Source organism: Euhalothece natronophila Z-M001 (assembly GCF_007904085.1).
GTDB classification, from domain to species: Bacteria; Cyanobacteriota; Cyanobacteriia; order Cyanobacteriales; family Rubidibacteraceae; genus Halothece; species Halothece natronophila.
The window spans coordinates 3,003,776-3,020,065 of sequence record NZ_CP042326.1; the positions used below are offsets into that span (position 1 = coordinate 3,003,776).

Annotated in this window: 12 protein-coding genes; 9 read left to right on the top strand and 3 right to left on the bottom strand. The window is 37.7% G+C overall.

Features of this window, described 5'->3' with window-relative positions; genetic code table 11:
• Nucleotides 1-193 precede the first annotated feature (193 nt).
• Genes FRE64_RS14815 through FRE64_RS14825 form a run of 3 tightly spaced genes read left to right on the top strand, consistent with a single transcriptional unit; the run spans nt 194 to nt 3,054 of the window.
• Nucleotides 194-1,222: a long-chain acyl-[acyl-carrier-protein] reductase gene (locus FRE64_RS14815; protein WP_146296938.1), complete on the top strand. Its 1,029-nt coding sequence runs from the start codon at nt 194-196 to the stop codon at nt 1,220-1,222.
• 51 nt (nt 1,223-1,273) lie between these two features.
• On the top strand, nt 1,274-2,350 hold the full coding sequence (gene accA, locus FRE64_RS14820; protein ID WP_146296939.1) for an acetyl-CoA carboxylase carboxyl transferase subunit alpha: 1,077 nt from the start codon (nt 1,274-1,276) through the stop codon (nt 2,348-2,350).
• A gap of 20 nt (nt 2,351-2,370) precedes the next feature.
• Complete coding sequence (locus FRE64_RS14825) at nt 2,371-3,054, top strand: ATP-dependent Zn protease (RefSeq protein WP_146296940.1); 684 nt, start codon at nt 2,371-2,373, stop codon at nt 3,052-3,054.
• 3 nt (nt 3,055-3,057) lie between these two features.
• On the opposite strand, the gene FRE64_RS14830 is transcribed toward FRE64_RS14825, so the two are convergent.
• From FRE64_RS14830 to FRE64_RS14840, 3 genes are all read right to left on the bottom strand, one after another.
• Complete coding sequence (locus FRE64_RS14830; protein WP_146296941.1) at nt 3,058-4,098, bottom strand: PstS family phosphate ABC transporter substrate-binding protein; 1,041 nt, start codon at nt 4,096-4,098, stop codon at nt 3,058-3,060.
• A 65-nt stretch (nt 4,099-4,163) separates the two neighbouring features.
• Complete coding sequence (locus FRE64_RS14835) at nt 4,164-5,735, bottom strand: serine/threonine-protein kinase (RefSeq protein ID WP_146296942.1); 1,572 nt, start codon at nt 5,733-5,735, stop codon at nt 4,164-4,166.
• Between the two features lie 23 nt (nt 5,736-5,758).
• Nucleotides 5,759-6,787, bottom strand: coding sequence for a LysR family transcriptional regulator (locus FRE64_RS14840; RefSeq protein WP_146296943.1), 1,029 nt, complete (start codon nt 6,785-6,787; stop codon nt 5,759-5,761).
• A gap of 161 nt (nt 6,788-6,948) precedes the next feature.
• Here FRE64_RS14840 and FRE64_RS14845 point away from each other — a divergent pair, with 161 nt between their 5' ends.
• The 6 genes from FRE64_RS14845 to FRE64_RS14870 all read left to right on the top strand — a co-directional run bounded on the left by FRE64_RS14845 (nt 6,949) and on the right by FRE64_RS14870 (nt 16,255).
• Nucleotides 6,949-7,662: an NnrU family protein gene (locus FRE64_RS14845; protein WP_146296944.1), complete on the top strand. Its 714-nt coding sequence runs from the start codon at nt 6,949-6,951 to the stop codon at nt 7,660-7,662.
• A gap of 138 nt (nt 7,663-7,800) precedes the next feature.
• Nucleotides 7,801-8,637 (top strand): hypothetical protein, encoded by an 837-nt coding sequence (locus FRE64_RS14850; protein WP_246140334.1) that lies wholly within the window; start codon nt 7,801-7,803, stop codon nt 8,635-8,637.
• Between the two features lie 11 nt (nt 8,638-8,648).
• Nucleotides 8,649-10,478, top strand: a complete 1,830-nt coding sequence (locus FRE64_RS14855; RefSeq protein ID WP_222597833.1) for an AAA family ATPase — start codon at nt 8,649-8,651, stop codon at nt 10,476-10,478.
• Nucleotides 10,479-10,668: 190 nt separating this feature from the next.
• A complete protein-coding gene (locus FRE64_RS14860; RefSeq protein ID WP_146296945.1) occupies nt 10,669-13,194 on the top strand; it encodes a DNA translocase FtsK in 2,526 nt (841 codons plus the stop codon).
• A 118-nt stretch (nt 13,195-13,312) separates the two neighbouring features.
• Nucleotides 13,313-16,129 carry a DUF2779 domain-containing protein gene (locus FRE64_RS14865; RefSeq protein ID WP_146296946.1) on the top strand — a complete coding sequence of 939 codons (2,817 nt, stop codon included), beginning with the start codon at nt 13,313-13,315 and terminating at the stop codon, nt 16,127-16,129.
• A 6-nt stretch (nt 16,130-16,135) separates the two neighbouring features.
• On the top strand, nt 16,136-16,255 hold the full coding sequence (locus FRE64_RS14870; protein WP_146296947.1) for a Rho termination factor N-terminal domain-containing protein: 120 nt from the start codon (nt 16,136-16,138) through the stop codon (nt 16,253-16,255).
• Nucleotides 16,256-16,290 lie beyond the last annotated feature (35 nt).

Sequence of the window (16,290 nt, forward strand, 5' to 3'; positions counted from 1 at the left end):
CAGCGTCATTGGTGCTAAACCTGTGACTAATTGATTATCCTAGTTATCTTCGCGATCGCGGGGATTCTAGGATATGACTTACACTTTAATTCTTCCCAAAAAAGTTTTAAGATTAGTGAAGTGGGTTTAATTGACCCAAAACGAGATTTATCATTTATAACCACCTGATTGCTAGGTGTTGCACGAGAAATTCATGTTTGGTTTGATCGGTCATTTGACCAGCTTAGAACACGCCCAAAAGGTTGCTAAACAGCTTGGCTATCCTGAATATCATGAGCAGGGATTAGATTTTTGGTGTTCAGCACCACCGCAAATTGTTGATGAAATTAAAGTAACCAGCTTGACGGGAGAAACGATTACTGGCAAGTATGTAGAATCCTGTTTTCTTCCGGAAATGCTAACACAGCGTCGCATTAAAGCTGCTATTCGTAAAATCCTCAATGCCATGGCGCAGGCTCAAAAAGCCAACATTGATATTACTGCCCTTGGTGGCTTTTCCTCCATTGTTTTTGAAAATTTTAATCTTCAGAATAACCGTCAAGTTAGGAATGTAGAGTTAGATTTTCGACGATTCACCACGGGCAATACCCATACAGCATACATCATTTGTCAACAAGTGGTGCAGGGGGCGCAACAAATTGGAATCGATATCTCCCAGGCAACAATTGCCGTTTGTGGGGCAACGGGTGACATTGGCAGTGGCGTTTGTCGCTGGTTAAACACCAATACCGCAGTTAAAAATTTACTGTTGGTAGCTCGCAATCAAGAGCGTTTAGATACTCTCCAATCAGAACTGGGACGTGGTAAAATTCTACCCATGGACGAAGCCTTAAGCCAAGCTGATATTGTGGTTTGGGTGGCAAGTTTACCTAAAGGGGTAGAAATTAGTGCCGAAGCCCTGAAAAAGCCCTGCTTAATTATTGACGGCGGTTATCCGAAAAATTTTGATTCCCAAGTTCAACATCCAGAAATTGCCATCTTAAAGGGAGGAATTGTCGAGCATTCCCTTGATATTGAATGGAAGATTATGGAATTAGTCAATATGGAAACCCCAAATCGGCAATTATTTGCTTGTTTTGCCGAAGCAATGATTTTGGAGTTTGAAAAATGGTACACTAATTTTTCTTGGGGACGCAATGAAATTACAGTCACCAAAATGGATCAGATTGGTGAAGCTTCCCGCAAGCATGGCTTTCAGCCTTTATTATTACTTGATAAATAAGTTAACCTCCTAAAAATAAGAAAATTTTATTAGCGACTGATCAACTCTTCTATGTCAAAATCAAACCGCAGAACCTTTCTACTTGACTTTGAAAAGCCCTTATGTGAACTAGAGTCACGGATTGAACAAATTCGTGAACTAGCCACAGAAAATCAAGTGGATGTCTCTGATCAAATTCAACATCTCGAAGAAAAAGCTGTTCAGCTGCGTAAGGAAATTTTTAGCACCTTAACCCCAGCACAAAGATTACAGTTAGCTCGTCATCCTCGTCGCCCTAGTACCCTAGATTATATTCAGGCGATGAGTGAGGAATGGTTTGAACTACACGGCGATCGCGCTGGCGATGATGATCCTGCTTTAGTGGGAGGCATTGCCCGTCTCAATGGTCGCCCTGTGATGATGTTAGGGCATCAAAAAGGACGGGATACTAAAGATAATGTTGCTCGTAACTTTGGTATGGCTTCTCCCAGTGGTTATCGTAAGGCAATGCGGTTGATGGAACACGCTAACCATTTTCGGATGCCCATTTGCACCTTCATTGATACTCCCGGAGCTTGGGCAGGGGTAGAAGCAGAAAAAACGGGACAAGGGGAAGCCATTGCCTATAATCTTAGACAAATGTTTAGTCTAGATGTTCCCATTCTCTGCACGGTGATTGGTGAAGGGGGATCAGGAGGCGCTTTAGGGATTGGTGTCGGCGATCGCATTTTAATGTTAGAACACGCTGTTTACACCGTAGCAACTCCCGAAGCCTGTGCAGCCATTCTCTGGAAAGACTCAGGAAAGTCAGAACAAGCCTGTGAAGCCCTAAAAATTACCGCTTGGGACTTAAAAGACCTCGGCATCTTAGATCAGATTCTCAGTGAGCCAGTACGGGGCGCTCATGCTGATCCTATTACGGCAGCCAACTTCTTAAAAGAAGCCTTAATTAGTAATTTAGATGAACTGATGCAGTTGTCACCACAGCAGAGAAAAGAACAACGTTATCAAAAATTCCGTAATATTGGGAAGTTTACGGATTTAGCAGCCAATGGTCAACTGCAACTTCCCAGTGAAAACGAAACTAATGGGAAGAGTTATCATCACATTGAAGAGGAAACTTCTTCCTCCCATTTCTTAAGTTATTAGGCTCCAAATATTTGTGTTTTATGCAACCTCTTAGCCTCAATATACTTGCGATTGGCGTTTTTGCCATGACCATGTTTGCTTTAATTGCTCCCATTTTTAATATTCCCGTAATTTATCCTGCTGGAGTTACCTTGACTGTGATGGGGTTGCTAACAGTAGATACATTAGCTTGGGAAAATCGTGGAGTTACCCTTTTTCTAGATTTATTTTCTACAGCAAAACAACGAGAAAGAGTATTACATCATGAGGCGGGGCATTTCCTTGTCGCTTATTTTTTAGGCATTCCGATTACGGGTTATAGTCTCACAGCTTGGGAAGCCTTTCGTCAAAAACAACCGGGAAATGGGGGAGTCCAATTTGATACGACACCATTAGAGAATAGTGGTACTCAGCCCAATCAGATTAACTTAATGTTAGATCGCTTTTGCACTGTTTGGTGTGCTGGTATAGCTGCGGAAATTTTATACTATGGTCAAGCCGAAGGAGGAGCCGACGATCGCGCTCAGTTACAATTAGTCTTAAGTGAGTTAGGCTACCCTCAAAGTCAAAGACAACAAAAAGAAGATTGGGCAAAACTACAAGCAAAATCGCTTTTAGAAAGACATGAGGAAACCTATCAAGCCTTAGTAAAAGTGATGAGGCAACGAGCTTCGGTAGAAACTTGCGAGCAAATTATTCAGTATAATAGCCAACTCCAGGCTTAAACACTAACGAATAGAAATCAATCCTTGATTACGAAGTAAATGTTGTCCTTGTTGTGTTAAAAGGAGTTTGGCATAAGTTCTTCCTGCTCGCTCATTATGCCGCCCATTTTTATTAAAAACAATAAACCAAGGGCGAGTGAGGGGATAGTCTCCATTTTGAAAAGCATCTCTGTTAATTTGGTGGGCTGCTCCTGTTTCACGACACTCTTCTGGGGAAACAAGAGATCCCTGATAAGGAGCAACTAATTCATTTTCTTGATTTTCTAAAGGAAGGGGTTTAATATCACAATTTCGCAAGATTTGTAGAGCTTTACCATAATAAATTGCTCCTTCATTTTCTGATACTTTTCTAAGAGCGACAGTAGGATTTTCAACAGTTTCAACTTCAGGACTTAAATTTTCTTCATCAAGAACATCCTCTAAGAAGAATCTGACAGTGAGTTTTTCTTCTTCAGGATCAGAGTAAGGAATAATTTCTAAATTAGGGCCACCCACTTCTTCCCAATTGCGAATTTCTCCTGTATAAATGCCTTGTAATTGTTCTAAACTTAAACCGCTAATATCTAAGTTGCGATTAACAGCAATGGCAATAACATTTAAGGCAATTGGAATTTGCTCAAGGGAATTACCATCAACTTCAATCGTTGTAGCGCCTTGTTCATTGGTAAGTGGGCTAGAGACTTGGGAAAAAGCGATTTGATTATTTTTTAATTGTTCTACAATTTCACTCTCTTGCTCAGAAGTTTGGCTAAGAAAAGTGCTATAGCGAATTTGAAATTGAGGATGAATTTCTCTGATAATGGGATCAATGCCTTCTTGTATAGATCCCCAAGCAGGATTACCGAAATAAGAAAATGAGCCAGAGGGGACGTTTGAAACTTCTCCAAGGGTGTTAGGAGCCCTCAGAGAGGAATCATCAGTGTTTTCTGTATATTGTTCATTATCATCAACATTTTGCCAAAGCCACCAAACGCCAACGCTAAGAATAGTAAGAGTTATTAATAATGTTGGCACTAGAATTAAGTTTTCATTCTTTTGCGCCATAAGCAATAAGTTAAAGTGATTGATTTATTGGTAGCTTAACAATTTTTGTGAAGTTCAGGAGAAAATCAACGAGCCATTAGTTGTAATATGAGACGGAGAAGGGTTACTAGCGCGATCGCGCCTGCTCCCGCAACCACTGTTGCCACCACGACGATTAAAGCTGGCGGATTACTCAAAGGAGGAATAAATATGACTAATCCTAAAGTCATTCCTCCTAAAATTAATAAATCAAACTTCTCAATCCATCGTTTCCACTGAGCATAAATTAACCCTCCCATAGTCATTCCCCAAAGCCCCACACTAATTGCTGGAAAGGAAAAAACACTGGTTAAAGCGATTAATAATAAAGCTCCTTCTGAACCTGTAAATCCAACATTGGCTAAAATCTCCCATAAAGGAAAATTAGAACGTTTAGAAGGCGTTTTTTCAAGAGGGGGATCTGATCGCACAGAAGATTGATGGGTTGTTTTCACTTCTGTTGGTGCATTCTCTGAAACTTGCTTCTCTGTGGAGGGGGAAACATCTTTTTCGGAAGATTGTACAGGAGTTACCTCTTGTTCTTCTTTTTTTTCTGGGGGATTAGTCTGTGGCGGTTGAGAAACTGACAATAAGGACTGTAAATTAGCAGGTTGCTTTAAGATAGACTCTTCAGAAGCATTAGACTCAGTAATTTGTGCTTTCACTTCTGTATTTTCTTCTTCCTTGAAAGCACTTAAAACCCCTTCGGCAGAGGCAAAACGATCTTTAGGGGTTGCTAATAGCATTTTTTGCAGAATCTGGCATAGTTTCTCACTAATTTCAGGACAAATATCCCACCGCCACTGATTATTATAAGAATCGTATAATTCCTGAATGGGTTGTCCAGTGAGTAAACACATACAAGTAGCCGCTAAAGCATATAAATCGGTAGAGGGATAAATTTCTCGCCCATGCATTTGTTCAGGAGGGGCAAACCCCATTGAGAAAATTCCTGTGGAATAATTATTGCCTGTGCTTGCTCCTGTTACTCGTTTAACTGCCCCAAAATCTAACAGATATATCTTTCCTTCGCGATCGCGTATAATATTAGAAGGTTTAATATCACGATGAATCGAATTATGTTCATGGACAAACTTTAAAATAGACAGTAAATTCTCTAATAAATCCCAAATTTCTGCTTCCTGTAACCTTCCCTTTCGCTGCAACTCTTGTTCTAAAGTTTCCCCATCAATATACTGTTGAACAATATAAAAAAATTGCTTTTCCTCTTCTCCTTCTGATGCAATTAACGGGAAAAAAGCATATAAATCAGGAATTTGTGGATGATGATTTCCTAAACTCTCTAGCACTTCCGCTTCCCGACGAAATAATTTCTCGGCTGTTTTTAAGTGCTTTTCCCGAAAACTAGCAGAAGGCTGAAATTGTTTAACCACACATTGACGAAGCTGGGTACTATAACGATCAATTGCGAGATACGCAGCCCCAAACCCCCCTTTTCCTAAGAGTTGTTGCGGAATATATCGCCCTGCTAAAATTTGAGGCATTCCACAACAATTGCAATATTTTTGTTGACTGGTTTGTAACTCAGCGCGATCATCTAACTCAGAAAACTCATTAATCGGCTGGGAACAGTTTGGACGAGTGCAGTAAGTTTTCATGGGGCTAAACTGAATAATTACTATTAGGTTATTTCAGGATAAGGAGAATTTTCAATTACTGACTCTGGAAAAGGGCGTTGGCTGGGATCATGGGCAGGATGAGGCGTAACTTCTGTTCCAGTAAACCAGCCATTTGTACAGAATTGTGGCAAAATTTCTTGAATAAAGGCAGCAGCAGCTTTAGATCGATAGCGATGGGGATTAATAATTAACGAAAGTCTCCGTTTAACCACTACTTCTTCAATATTAATACGATAAAGAGTTCCCATTTGTAATTCTTTTTCAATTGCCGAAATGGACGCAAACGCCACGCCTAAGCCAGACTGGACCGCATTTTTAATCGCTTCAATCGAATTTAATTCCATCTCAATATTCAGACGCTTGGGATTAATTCCAGACTGAGTTAAAACTTGATCAATGACTTTGCGAATTGTTGATTGCGAGTCAAGGGTAATAAAATTAAGTTTATATAAATCTTCTTTGGGAATTGCCGTTTCTTTTGCCATGGGATGGGAACCCGACATAATTAAGGCGAGTTCATCCTCAGCATAGGGAAAAATTTCGAGGGTATCTTGTAATTCTGTGGGAATTTCTCCACCGATAATCGCTAAATCAACTTGTCCATTGGCGACACTCCAAGAGGTACGCCGTGTCGAATGAACTTGTAACTGCACAGAGACATCTGAATATTTCTGTCGGAAAGTCCCTAACATTCGCGGTAAGAGATACGTTCCAGTTGTTTGTGAGGCACCAATGAGTAAGGTTCCTCCTTGTAGATTTTCTAAATCTTCGATCGCGCGACAGGTTTCTTGACACAGAGAGAGAATCTTCTCACCATAAGTAAGTAGTAGTTGTCCTGCTTCTGTGAGTTGCGCCCGTCGCCCCCCGCGATCAAATAAGGGAACATTCATCTGTCGTTCTAAATTTTGGATTTGCAAGCTAATCGCAGGTTGGGAAACATAGAGGGTATCGGCAGCACGTTTAAAGCTACCCTCAGCCGCGATCGCTTTTAAGATTCGCAATTGATCCAAAGAAAACGGTAAGTCTGACATCTCGCCAAAGCTAGAAGAATACAAGGGATAAAGTTAAGAGATTCTACGTCAACAATTGAAGATAATTATCTCTTCTGAATTGACATTAACACGAAATCCTCTTGATTTAAGGAGAGTTTCGCTAGGATTGATTGAGAGACGGTAATGAGTGTGATAGCATCATGGAAACATCTTGGTTCACCAGTAGTCACTGGGTTATGTTAGGGTTACTTTTAGGATTTGCAGTTGCCCATAGCGGATTAGCCGCTTTACGCCCGTGGGCAGAAAAACTAATCGGGGCGCGTCTCTATCGCGTGGGCTTTGCTCTCATTAGCATCCCCCTAGCTGTTATTTTAATCGTTTACTTTTTTAATCATCGCTACGATGGCCTACAATTATGGCAAGTGCAAGGGCAACCTGGGGTGTTTTATCTGGTTTGGACGCTCTCAGCGATTTCGTTTCTGTTTCTCTATCCTGCAACTTTTAATTTATTAGAAATTGCCGCGATTCAAAAACCGCAAGTTCATCTCTACGAAACGGGAATTATTCGCATTACCCGTCATCCGCAAATGGTGGGACAAATTATTTGGTGTATCGCCCATACGTTGTGGCTAGGAACATCTTTTACCTTAGTGACTTCTTTGGGATTAATTGCTCATCATTTGTTTGGGGTTTGGCACGGTGATCGTCGCTTAACAAATCGTTACGGAAACGCCTTTTTAGAGGCAAAAGAACGCACTTCAGTGATTCCTTTTTTAGCAATTTTACAAGGTCGTCAAACTTTAAAATTACAAGAATTTCTCCGTCCAGCTTATTTAGGCGTTGCTCTTTTTACTTACGGGTTATGGAAGGCGCATCCTTGGCTAATGGAGGTGACAGCAAAGGTAAATTTTTAATCTTTCAAGTAAGATGATTTAGGAGAATGCCAAGTTATAATCAATTACTACAAGCTCTTGTCCTTAGTCAGTAAGTATCAACTCAATTGCTTTCTCAAGCTATCTGAATCTATCAATTTGCTTAATTTTACTTAAACAATGGAAACTAAAATTGAAACTAAACAGCTAAAAATGCTTCTCAAACTTCTAGGCGAAGAAGGATATAACGCTAAAATTAGAGCAGTGAAACCTAACTCTAAAAGTACAATTTCAGAATGTAATCGGATTTGTTATCAATTGCGCGATCGCGGTTGGGTTGATTTAACTGAAACCATCGAAAAAATTAAAATCACGCCTTCGGGAAAAGCTCTACTTAAGGTTGATCCTTCAGAAGTCCCGATGAGTAAGAAAGAACTCAAAATTCTCAACCGTTGTCAATCGAGAACAATAAAAACGACCGAAGCTGAGACTAAAGTAAAACCTACTGAAGAACGGAATAAGCTAATTAACAGTTTAATTGATCGTGGCTTTATTGCCGTCGCGCAAGCCAAGCCCGAAACCATTACTCTAAACGAAGCAGGAAAACACTTTCTCTTAAAGGAATATAACCCTAAGGGAACAAGTCCAACATTTACTTTAGATATGTTGGGGAATTACATTAACTTTTTACGCCAACATCAATCTTCCGTGATAACAGAGACAAAACCCGAACCAGATCATCATCAATTAAGCGATTCCGAAATTTTGGAGTTAATTATTCAATTAGATAAAGAATACAATACCAATAATTATTTACCGATATTCTACTTACGGGATAAACTCCAACCCCCATTAAAAAGAGAGGAACTCGATCAAGCCCTTTATCGTTTAGAAGAAAATGACAAAATCCAGTTAAGTTCTTTAACTGAAGCAGAACACTATACTCAAAAACAAATACAAGCAGGGATCCCACAACCTATTGGTGGTTCTTTATTTTTCATACAAGTCGTTCGCTAACTTTTTCAAATATGTCAGACTTAGATACAATTATTAAACAATCTATTAATCCTTTTGACACAGTTAGTTTTAAACAAGGGAACTTTTGGGAAGAAGAGCAATCACCAACATTAACGGTTAATTCGATTCACCAAGAGGAAATTAAATCAATTGCAACAACATTAGCACAAGTAGCAAAGGATAAAACAAGTCGTACAATTTTATTAAAAGGAGATAGCGGTTCTGGAAAAACTCATCTTTTAGGTCAACTTAAGAAAAAATTAAATAATAAAGCCTTTTTTGCCCATATTATTGCGTCCATTCAAAATGATTATATCTTTCAATATACACTTCGTAAAACAATTGAAAGTTTAATGTTTATTCCAGAGGGGGAAAAAGAATCACAATTACTCTTATGGTTAAAAAACATTATTAACAAGCAAAATAAAGGAGTTTTCGAGAAATTACAAGGACAACAAAAAGCCTTTGTTAGTAATATGAAGGCAGCTTATCCCAGTGGTATATGGAAGCCAAATGCCTTTTTTAGGGTTTTGTACGCTTTAACACAACCTGAATTATATTATATCGCTTGTGATTGGTTAAAAGGAGATGACATTGATGAGGAAGATGCTAAAGCCTTAGGAACAAAAGAAAGAATTAAAACAGAACAAGATGCTATTGATGTTCTCGCTAGTTTTAGTCGTATTTCAAGTTCAACACTCCCCATTGTATTATGTTTTGATGAAATTGATATCAGTAATAATCGGAAAGACTTACTAGAGTCAATTCTTAAATTAAACATGATCATTAAAACTCAGAAATTGAAAAACTTTCTGGTCATTGTTAGCGTCATTACTGATACATGGCAATCTTATGAGGGGTTTATAGAGTCATCTTTAAAATCCCCCATTAATCAAACGATCAATTTAAAGCCAATCACATCAGAACAAATTAAATCATTATGGTCAACTCGTCTTTCTCCTTTACATCAGCAAGTTCAACCTCAGCCTAAGTCTAATATTGCACCTTTAACTGAACAAGATTTAAGGTTGTATTTTCCTAGTGGAAAAGGCAATCCCAGAAGTGCTTTAAGAGCTGGTCATCAGCTTATTCAAAAGTACAAAACAGGTCAAATTATTGAACCTGATGCGATTGCCTCCTTTAAGTTACTTTGGCAAGAAGAATTAAATAAGAATGAAAGTAATATAAAACAGGTTAGCCAATTATCTTCTGCTGAATTAATTAATATGCTAAAAAACGTAATGGAAGCCTTACAAGTAAGTTCCATTCAATTTGATATTTTTAATAAAGGAAACTCTTTTGCTACTAAGTCATTTTATTATTTTGATCGTTTTAGTAACAAAATCGGAGTTATTTGGTATGAAGAGGCTAATCTCGGAAGTTTTTGTACATTAATGAAATCTTGTGAAAAATTATTAAATGATAAATTATATCAAAAATTAGTTTTAATTCGGGCTAGAAGTATTGGCAACAAAAAAAATAAAGGCTATAAGCTATACCAAAAAATATTTAATTTTTCTCCCAATTATCATATTATTCCAGACTTAAAATCAGTGCAAATTTTAGCCACTTACCACAATCTTTATAGTTATGCTACAAATAAAAATTTAACTGTAGGCTATGAAAACCCAAATATTATTAGACTGCAAGAGTTAGTTTGTCAAGCTGGCGTTTTGAAAAATTGTGATTTGCTAAAGGGATTAAATCTTATCCAGAAAGATGAAGAATTTAGCAATTATAATCATAAGGATGAAGATAAGAATAATAATAAAAATAACAATGAGGATGATAATCCACCGAATCAAGACCTAGGAAAATTCAGGAATTTCTATCAAATTTAGTTAAAACTCAGCTATTTATTGGCAGACAAGCGGTAATTGATAAAACTTTAAGCCAATTTCAAGATGAAGTAAGTCAAGAAGAGATTGATCGCGCTCTCAAAACCTTAATTGATGAACAACAGATTAAAATTATCAATCCTCAAGCTAAACCAGAAGAACAAAGCATTTGCTTACCAAAATAAAACAAAAAATGTATTTTAATCAGCCTGAAAGCATTAAAGAGATCATCAACAAGCTCCGCGGATTTTCTATTCTCTGGTTAGATACAGAAATCGCCGATTGGCAAACCTCTAATCCTAAACTCTCCCTGATTCAAGTTTTGAGTGATCCGAAGGAAACCTCAGGAAATAATGCTTATGTTTTAGATGTGTTAGAAAAGCCTGAATTAATTAATCTGTTTATCCAGCAGATTATAAGAGAAGCAACCATTGAAAAGGTGTTTCATAACGCTGCCTTTGATCTAAAATATTTAGAAAAGGATACAGCCAAAAATATTACCTGTACTTATAAAATTGCTCAAAAGATATCAAAAAAGAATCTAGGAACGTCTAATCTTAAACTTAAAACCCTTGCCATTGAACTTTGTCAATTTTCCAAAAATGAAGTTGATACGCAACAGCAGACAAGTGACTGGGGTACACGCCCGCTGAGTGAAAAGCAATTATATTATGCTGAAATGGATGTTGTGTATTTAGCTCATGTTCATCAGTATTTACTCAATTTTAAGCCAATGTCAGATCAAAACTCTTTTCCTAAATTTACGGTTAGTGATGTTCGAGTTGCATTTGAATGTCCTCGCTTATTTTATTTAAGTAAGCACTTTGGTGGTAGAACATTATTTGTTCCTAGTAATCAACCGAAAGGAATTGGTCAACCCTTTCATAAATTGGCTGATAAATTTATTAAACTAGCTAAAACAAATCCTGAGTTTAAAGAACTTTTTAAGCCTAGTGCTAAAGACTTAGATGTTGAATACATTTCTCAAGAGATGCAACGTCTTTTTTATGAACAGACTTTTTTCCCTATTTTAGAGAAAGTTGCCACAAGTAAACCTGAAACTGTTCCTGCTTTGCAACAAGTGTGGGAAGGGTTAAGAGGATTAATTAACCATTGGGCTGAATTATTAGTGAGTAATCGCTTTTACTCCAATTACCATAATGTCATTAGTAAAACTTTTGTCTCGCAAGAACTTTCAATGACTTGTGATTATCCCCTCCCGAAAAAGAAAACGCAAAAAATCGAAGGAAAATTTGACACTTTAATCCGTGACTTAAAAAAAGATCGCTTTTGCATGGTTGAGTATAAAACCTACGCGCCCGTTGATTCTGCTGCCCAGTTAGCACAGGTTGCTTTATACAGTTATATTTTACATTTACAGAAACAACAGCCAGTAGATAGTGCCGTTTATTGTGTTTTACCTGAGTTTAAAAATTATTACTATACTTGGGAAGAGCTCAAAGATACGGTTCACGAATTAACTCCATTTAAACTTCAACAAATGCGAGATTGGCTACAATGGGAGCCATCACAACCTGATCCACCGCCTGAAACCAATCAGCCTGAAAAACTTTGCCCAATTTGTCCACAAAAAGAAACGTGTCAAAGTTATTTCCCAAAAGAAAATCAAATTATTCCTTCACCTGCAGTAGAAAAAGAAGAAGAAATAATAACTCCTTCCGATGAGCCTATTGAAACTGAAGAATTAGGAAAGCAATTAGAAAACATTTTACAGGCTTATGGGGTTGGTGTGGACTATCAAGGGGCAATTGTTGGTGCGTCATTTATTCGATTAAAATTAAAACCTCATTTAGGGGTAAAAGTAGTTTCTATTCTGAATCGGGCGACAGATATTCAAGTTCAAATGGGGTTGTCTAATTTACCATTGATTGCGCCTCAAGCAGGTTATATTAGTGTTGATTTGCCCCGAGAAAAGCGTCAAGTTCTTCCATTTCAAGATTATATTCAGAGAGAAAATAATGGTTTTGACATTAAAATTGCTATTGGTGTTGATTTAGAAGGAAAGCTAATTGAAGCAGACTTATCTGATGCGAATACTTGCCACTTTTTAGTGGGAGGAGGAACAGGAAGTGGTAAAAGTGAGTTTCTCAAATCTCTGGTATTAAGTTTAATTGAACGCCATACACCAGAACAGGTAAAAATTGCACTAGTTGATCCGAAACGGGTAACATTCCCTGATTTTGAAAATAGTGATTGGTTAATGTCTCCAATTATTAAGGAGCGCGATCGCGCTATTGAATTTATGGAAGAATTAGTAAGCAAAATGGAGGAACGTTATCACCTTTTAGAAAAGGCAAAATGTGCTGATCTCAAACGTTATAATCAACAGTTAACTCAACAAGGAAAAAACCCTGTTCCCCATTTAGTCTGTGTTTTTGATGAATATGCCGATTTTATGGCAGATAAAGAAATTGCCAAACAACTCGAATCTAGTATTAAACGGCTAGGGGGAATGGCGAGAGCAGCAGGGATTCATTTAATTATCTCTACACAACGCCCAGAAGCTAAAATTGTCACTCCCATTATTCGATCTAATCTTCCCGGACGAGTCGCTTTAAAAACCAATAGCGAAGGAGATTCCAAGATTATTTTAGGGGGAAATCAAACTGAAGCCGCTTATTTATTAGGAAAAGGAGACTTACTATATTTAGGAAGTGGAAACCTGTTACGTTTACAAAGCCTCTTAGCTTCTACCTAAGATAATCAAAAACAAAAATTTTTCAGTACAGCTTATAAATTCAGTAAAAATGTCAGTGGATATGAACTAAAAATCTGCTACTATATTCAACATAAATAATTTAGATTACAATTAAGCAATGATTAGTTTTTTAACTAAGTCCAAATTGTTATCAGCTTCTCAATGTCAGAAACGTCTATGGCTGGAAACGTATCAGGGAGAAGCAAGAGAAGAACTTTCCTATAGTCAACAGCGACGCATTGAACAAGGCTTGGAAGTGGGAGCTTATGCTCGTCAGTATTTTCCCCAAGGAACCCTCATTGAAGGTGAAACCATCGAAGATCAAATTGAGCAAACACAAAACGCCATAGAAAAAGGTGAAAAATGTTTATTTGAAGCCACCTTCATGTTCGATAATATTGTTATACGATGCGACATTCTCCTACGAGAAGAATCAGACAAATGGCAACTCATTGAAGTTAAATCATCGACGAAAGTAAAAGATGAACATCTCCAAGATTTAGCAATTCAAAAATATGTGTTAGCTGGGAATGATCTCTTCCTAAGTAATATCCAAGTAATGCATATTAACAGGGATTGTGTTTATCCAGACTTCTCCAATTTATTGATCAGAGAAGACGTGACTCAGCAAATAAAAGGAGTCTTTTCTAATCTTCCTCAACTGATTCGTCATTCCCAAAACACTTTAGAGAGAGAGGAAATTCCTGATATTAACATCGGGAAACATTGCGAAAAGCCTTATCCCTGTCCATTTAAATCTTTTTGTTGGGAAGGAATCGAAGAGCCAACTATTTTAAGCATTCCCAACTTGAGAGGAAGAAGACTGGATCAAATTAATGACTTGATCGCACAAGGAATCTATAGTTTGCGCGATTTACCTGAGGATTTTCCGCTAACAGAGAAGCAAGCCGAAGCAGTGAGAGAAAAACTCAACCCTGAATTAATGATTAATGAACAGGGGATTTTAGAGAAATTTTCACAGTTAGAGTATCCGCTTTATTTCTTCGATTTTGAAACCCTTGATCCAGCGATTCCCCGCTTTGAAGGATTACAACCTTATCAACATTTCCCGTTTCAATATAGTTGTCATATTCTCCATCAAAATGGCGAGTTAGAGTATCACACTTATTTACACGAAAATGAAACTGATCCCAGAGAAAAAGTTATTGAATCCCTGTTAGAGACGCTAGGGGAAAAAGGCTCAATTATTGTTTACTATCAGTCTTTTGAAGCGCAACGTTTGGGAGAATTAGCCGAGCAATTTCCAGAGTATAGCACGCAGTTAAATCAGATTAAAGAACGGTTATGGGATCAATGGAAAATTTTTAAAGATGACTATCAGCACCCAGACTTTGGCGGTTCAACCTCTCTAAAAAAAGTGTTACCTGTCTTAGTTCCAGAAATGAGTTACGACAACTTAGATATACAGGGAGGAGACGAGGCGCAAGCGCTCTGGGATTTAGTGATTCAGGGAAAAGCTGGTAATCAAAGAGAGAAAATGCTCGCCGATTTAAAGGCTTATTCTGAACAAGATACTTATGCCATGGTAGCGATTCACCAGATTTTTATTAATCAAATTCTTCCTGAAATGGAAGGAATAACTAATGAACTCTTAGAAAAGCTTAAAATCGTAACAGAACATTCTGCTGGACTCGAAACACTGAAAGAAAACTTAAACAGCGCTGATCAAGAAATACGACTCATTGCATTACACCAACTTCATAACTACGGTGAAGAGGGGTTAAAATTATTAGATTTAGTGAGTTTAGAAGATAGAGAAAAACTAGCTCAAGATAAAGCCACGTCAGAAGAAATTTTATCTTGTCTTGCTAATGATCAAAGTTCGTGGATTCGCGAACAAGTGGCAAGTAACGAGAAGACTCCTGATTACCTTCTCGAAAGACTAGCAGAAGATGAACATTATCGGGTACGCGCAGAAGTGGCAATCAACCAGAAGACTCCGTTGACAGTTTTGGACTGGCTTATTGTTGATGCTGATTATGATGTAGTAGAGGCAGTTCTGGATCATCCTAGTTATTCAGTACACCGTTTACAAAAAATCGCTAGCGATCCAAACACTCCAGAGGAGTTCTTTGAAAAACTCGCTAATTGTGGAGACCCTAAAATTTGTCTTCAAGTTGCTAATAATACCGACATTTCACCAAAGTTACGAGAAAATTTATTAGAAAACTTCCTGGAAAGCGATATTGAAGAGGAAGAAGAAGTAGCTACTTGGTTACGGGAAATAGCCAGCGACCCCAAAACTCCAGAGGAATTACTTGAGAAACTTGCTAATAGTAAAAACTTGACAGTGTGTCTTGAAGTTGCCAAAAATCCCAATACATCAGAAGAATCACTTGAGAAACTTGCTAAAAATGAACACTGGGAAGTGCGTCTTGAAGTTGCTAAAAATCCCTATATTTCACCTGAATTACTGGAAATTCTAGAGGATGATGAAGATTTGGATGTACGAGAAGAAGTTGCTTTTCAGAAGCTGGATATGCAAGAAATTGACTCGGATTTAGAGAAGCTGATTTACCACGATTATGATGAAGATCTTGCAGAAAGGTTAGACGAACTTTCTCCAAGAGTGCTGAGATCCCTCGCATGGTCTATCAATCCCGAAATTGGTGAGAGTATCGCAAAATATAAAAATCTTCCATCACAAATATTAGAAGAGTTGGCTTTTGAATCCCCAGTTTTTGTACGAGCTGAGATAGCGGGAAGAAGTGATCTCTCAAACGAAATTTTTAATAAGTTAGCGACTGATGAAGATACTGAAGTACGCGCACGAGTGGCAAGAAACCAGAAGACTCCTGCTCCAATTTTAGAAAAACTAGCAGAAGATGAACATCATTGGGTACGCGAAGAAGTTGCTGCTAATCCTAATACTCCTAATTACGTTCTAGAAAAACTAGCAAATGATCCAAATTAAAATAACATGACAGTAGATCAATTAAAGAATCTAGCCAAAGAAAGAGGAATTACTGGATATAGTAATAAGAAGAAACAAGCATTAATAAAATTTCATAAAGATTGGGATAAAAATCAAAATAATTAACTTTTCCTTGCTGTAATCTCACTTGTTAAACATGG